A 4,737-nucleotide genomic window follows, 5' to 3' on the forward strand; every position below is an offset into this window, starting at 1 on the left:
CCTCCGCACTCCCCCATTTTGCATTTTGCATTTTGCACTTTGCATTTTGCATTTCCCCCTTTGCACTTCCCCCTCCCCCTCCCCCTCTCCCTTCCCTACCTCCGCTGCAACTGCTCCAACAACTTCCCGTGGATGCCCCCAAACCCCCCATTACTGAATATGCACACCACATCCCCCGGCTCGGCATGCTGCACCAGATGCTTCACGATCGCCTCCACATCCGGCAGGTACGCTGCCGGCTTGCCCAGCGCCACCAGATCCTCCATGAGCTGCTTCGGATTCAGCCGCTCGTGCGGCGGCACCTGCTCCAGCCGCGCCACCTCCGCTATCACCACCGCATCCGCCTCGCTGAACGCCAGCGGCAGCTCCGTCTGAAACACATTGCGCCGCGTGGTGTTCGACCGCGGCTCAAACACCGCCCACAACCGCTGCTGCGGATACTTGATCCGCAGCGCCTTCAACGTCTCCCGGATCGCCGTCGGATGATGCCCAAAATCATCCACTACCGTCACCCCACCCGCGATCCCCCGCACCTCCAGCCGCCGCCGCACCCCCTTGAACGTGTCAAACGCGCTTTGAATCTGCTTGTTGCTCAACCCGCAATGCTTCGCCACCCCGATCACCGCCAGCGCGTTGCGCACGTTGTGCTCCCCCACCAGATTCAGATGAAACTTGAAACTCGGTATCTCAAACTCGCACGCCGTCGGCCCAAACCGCAAATTAAACGCCTGCAACGCCGCATCCGCCCCCAGCCCAAACCGCTTCAGCGGACACGGCAGATGCTCCAGCAGCGGCGCCAGATTCGCATCCTCGTTGTTCGCCAGCAGCAGCCCGTTGCGCGGTATCAAATTGATGAACCGCCGAAACGCCGTCTGAATCGCCCCCAAATTCTCAAATATGTCCGCGTGATCAAACTCCAGATTATTGATCACCGCCACCTCCGGCAGGTAATGCATGAACTTGCTCCGCTTGTCAAAAAACGCCGTGTCATACTCGTCCCCCTCGATGATGAACCACTCGCTCTCCGTGAACCGCGCCCCCTGATTAAAATTGTTGGGTATGCCCCCAATCAAAAAACTCGGATTCAACCCATTGTGCTCAAACACCCACGCCAGCAGCGATGTCGTCGTCGTCTTCCCGTGCGTCCCCGTGATCACCAGCGACCGTTTCCCCTGAATGAAAAAATACTTCAACAACTCCGGCAGCGAACAATACCGCAGCCGCTTCTCCAGCACCGCCTCCGCCTCCGGATTGCCCCGCGATATCGCGTTGCCGATCACCACCAAATCCGGCTTGTGCGCCAGATTCTTCTCCCCGTACCCCAGCATCACCTCGATGCCCTTCTGCGCCAGAAACGTGGACATCGGCGGATACACATTCGCATCCGACCCCGTCACCTGCACGCCCTTCTCATACAGCGCCGCCGCCGCCGACGCCATCGCCGTCCCGCAAATGCCGACAAAATGAACCGACTTCACTGCCGTGAACATGACCCCATGATGACGAAAAAAACCTTCCTTTCCCAAGCATAAAATGCAGGCGCGCCCCCCTCCCTGGCTCCTCCCCGAAAACCCACCCCACCGCCATCCTCACAAAACCACCCCCCTCAACCCAACCCTCCCCCTGCCCCCTCGCCCCCGCACTCTCCCACTTTACACTTTGCCCTTTGCACCTTGCATTTTGCATTTCCCCCTTCGCACTTCCCCCTCCGCCTTTCCTCCTCACCGCCCTCGCTTCCGCGATTCCGACGTCGGAATGGGCGGCGGCAACCGCACCCCCTTCGCCTCCGGCAACGTCGCCAACGTCTGCCAGACGTTGGACCCTTCCACCTGCACCGGCGTGTTGGCGTCTATCCGGTTGTCGCTCAACCACTGCTGCACGATCCGCCCCGACACCGGCCCATACCGCTTCTGATCACTCCCGATCAACGTGTACCGTCGGTTGGGATCAATTTTCTTGAGCAACACCTCCACCGCCTGCCCCGCCGTCTCCGCCCCCTCCAGCCGCGCCTCCAAAAACTCCGTCACCTTTTCCGCCACCGTCTGCCCCACCCGCTCCCCCACCCGCTGCGCCAGCGTCCCCTTCCCACGCTCCGCCGCCGCCGGCCCTCCCCCGGCCGCCGCCGGCGCCGCCGACTGCACCGACCCAATGGCCCCCGCAGCCGCCCCCGCCTCGCCCAGCGCCGCCGCCGCGGCGGGCTGCACCGTGCTGGCGCCCATCCCCGCCCCCGTCGTCACCTCGCCGATCTTCGTCTCCGGCATCGCCAGGCCCTCCACCCTGAACCCGGGCAGCTCGTCCCCCGGCACCCCCACCGTTTGCGGTGGCCGAATGCTGGAACGGTACTCCGTCGTGGCCTGCTCCAGCGCCTGATACCCATTCACCACCCACTCCAGCCGCCCCGTCTCCGTGTGGATCATCAACCCATGCACCGGTATTCGCGGCCCAATCAACGGACTGCCCCGGATGAACTCCACCGCCTTGATCACATTCTGCCGCTCGCTGGCAAACAACCCGAAATACTCCACCAAATTCTCCGGCAGCCGCCTCCGCTCGATCCCCAGCTTCTTCATCGCCTCCGTCAGCTCCAGCATGCTCGTCTGCGCCACCTGGCAGCCCGTGTGCCCAATCACCGCAATCTCCCGCCCCCCCTTCACCAGACACGCCAGCGCCAGCGACCGCAGCGTGCTGCTCAACGGCCCCGTCACAATATTCCCCGCATTCCGCAGCCAGATGAACTGCTCCTCCCCCAGCCCCAGCGCCCGCGGCAGCCGCCCGTTCAATCGCGGATCCACGCAGCTCAACACCACCAGCGGCAGCCCCTCCCCGTGCGCGGCGGCGGGCACCCGCTCCTCCCCCTCGCCCCCGCCCCCGGCGCGGCTCTGCGCCTCCATGATGGCTTCGAGCAGCCGCATGCCCCGCCTCGCTTAACTGCCGGCCCCCGGCGGCTTCTGCCCGCCCTCCGCCTTGCCACTCCCCTCCATCGCCTGCCGCAGCGCCGGCACCTGCTCCAGCAGCTTCTCAAACTTGATGCCCGTCAAACTCTCGATCACCGGCGGCAACTGGCTGATGATCTGCGTCACGTCCCCCGTCACTTTGCTCGCCCCGCCCCCGGGCCCCGGCCCCGAGTTGATGATCACCATCTTCTCCATCTTGCTCAACGGCTCGCTGATCCGCGCCGCCACCTCCGGCAGCGCCTTCACCAGCATCTCGATCACCGCCGCCTGGTTGTACAGCTTGAACGACTCCGCCTTCAACCGCATCGCCTCCGCCTGCGCCTTGCCCTGCGCCTCGATCACCGCCGCCTCCGCCAGACCCTTCGCCCGCTCCGCCTCCGCCTGCGCCAGACCCGTGGCCTTCACAATCTCCGCCTGCGCCAGACCCTGCGCCTTGGCCGCCTCCGCGCTCGCAAAGCCCGCCAGCTTCGTCGCCTCCGCCGCGCCCGCCGCCTCCGTCTCAAGCTGGTACTTCCTGGCGTTGGCCAGCGTCTCCACCTTGTACCGCTCCGCCTCCGCCGGCTTCTGCACATTCGCCTGCAGCTCCCGCTCCTTCCGCCGGATCTCCTGCTCCTGCAACTCAATCTGCTTCTGCTTCTCAATGATGTTGACCTGCACCTCCTCCGCCTTCACCAACTGCCCCGTCTTGTACTTCTGCAAATCATACGCCAGATCCGCCTCCGCCTTCTGCTTGTTCACCGCCGCCTGATACGTCGCCACGTTGATCTGGTAATCCCGCTGCGCCTCCGCAATCTTCGTATCCGCCGCAAACTTCGCCTCCTGCCCCTTCTGCATCGCCTCCGCGCTCTTGATCATCGCATCCCGATCCGCCTCCGCCTGCGCAATCTGCGCGTCCCGTTTCACCTGCGCGATCCGCGGCTTGCCCAGCGCCTCCAAATAGCCCTGGTTGTCCCGGATGTCTCGTATCGTGAAACTCACGATCGCCAGCCCCATGTTCGCCATGTCCCCCGCCGCCACCTCCTGCACCTTCGCCGCAAACGCATCCCGGTTCTGGTAGATGTCCTCCACGCTCAACGTCCCCAAAATCGCCCGCAAATGCCCCTCCAACGTCTGCGTCGCAATGTTCTTGATCTCCTCCCGCCCCTTGCTCAAAAACTGCTCCGCCGCCGTCCGGATGCTCACATCATCCCCCTTCACCTTGATCTGCGCCACCCCGTCCACCCGCACCGGCACCCCCTTCACCGTATAAACCTCCGGCGTCTGCACATCAATCGTCAGCAGCTCCAGCGACAGCACGTCCACCTTCTCCACCACCGGCATCACAAACGTGCCCCCGCCCTTCACAATCCGGAACCCCACCTCCGTCCCGTCCTCCAGCCGGTGCTTCCGCCCCGACACCACCAGCACCTCGTTCGGCCCCACCTTCGTGAACCGGCTGGCCCACAGCGCCGCAAACAGGAAAAACACAAACAACAACGCGCCAATGCCCAGTCCCACCAGCACCGGCGTCGTGATCTCCGCAAACATCACAGGCGTCATCATAATTTGCATTGGTATTCCTCGATGGTTTCGTGCCGCTTGCAATTCACATTCACTTCAGCTTCCCGTCCGGCCGGCTGCCTTCTGGTTCAACGGTTCCACATAAAACTGCGTCCCCACCACCCGCTTGATCCGCACCAACTGCCCCGCCGCCACCGCCTGCCCATCCTCCGTCCGCGCCGGCGCATTGTACCGCGTCCCCGCCTGGATATACGCTATCTCCCCCTGTCTCTTATACACATCT

At 63.9% G+C, this 4,737-nt stretch carries 4 protein-coding genes; all 4 read right to left on the reverse strand.

The window, feature by feature from the left end:
* Window positions 1-95: 95 nt before the first annotated feature.
* Window positions 96-1,490: a UDP-N-acetylmuramate:L-alanyl-gamma-D-glutamyl-meso-diaminopimelate ligase gene (gene mpl, locus N3J91_14465; protein ID MCX8157627.1), complete on the reverse strand. Its 1,395-nt coding sequence runs from the start codon at window positions 1,488-1,490 to the stop codon at window positions 96-98.
* 231 nt (window positions 1,491-1,721) lie between these two features.
* On the reverse strand, window positions 1,722-2,912 hold the full coding sequence (locus N3J91_14470) for a hypothetical protein (GenBank protein MCX8157628.1): 1,191 nt from the start codon (window positions 2,910-2,912) through the stop codon (window positions 1,722-1,724).
* Window positions 2,913-2,924: 12 nt separating this feature from the next.
* Window positions 2,925-4,496: an SPFH domain-containing protein gene (locus N3J91_14475; protein ID MCX8157629.1), complete on the reverse strand. Its 1,572-nt coding sequence runs from the start codon at window positions 4,494-4,496 to the stop codon at window positions 2,925-2,927.
* 54 nt (window positions 4,497-4,550) lie between these two features.
* On the reverse strand, window positions 4,551-4,737 hold a 187-nt coding region (locus N3J91_14480), incomplete at its 5' end, for a hypothetical protein (GenBank protein MCX8157630.1).

Source organism: Verrucomicrobiia bacterium (assembly GCA_026414565.1).
Classification (GTDB): domain Bacteria; phylum Verrucomicrobiota; class Verrucomicrobiia; order Limisphaerales; family Fontisphaeraceae; genus Fontisphaera.

Bases quoted from the DNA above. Each gene is read 5' to 3' on its own strand.
- N3J91_14470 (MCX8157628.1), bottom strand. From the start codon at position 2,912: ATGCGGCTGCTCGAAGCCATCATGGAGGCGCAGAGCCGCGCCGGGGGC.
- N3J91_14475 (MCX8157629.1), bottom strand. From the start codon at position 4,496: ATGATGACGCCTGTGATGTTTGCGGAGATCACGACGCCGGTGCTGGTG.
- mpl (MCX8157627.1), bottom strand. From the start codon at position 1,490: ATGTTCACGGCAGTGAAGTCGGTTCATTTTGTCGGCATTTGCGGGACG.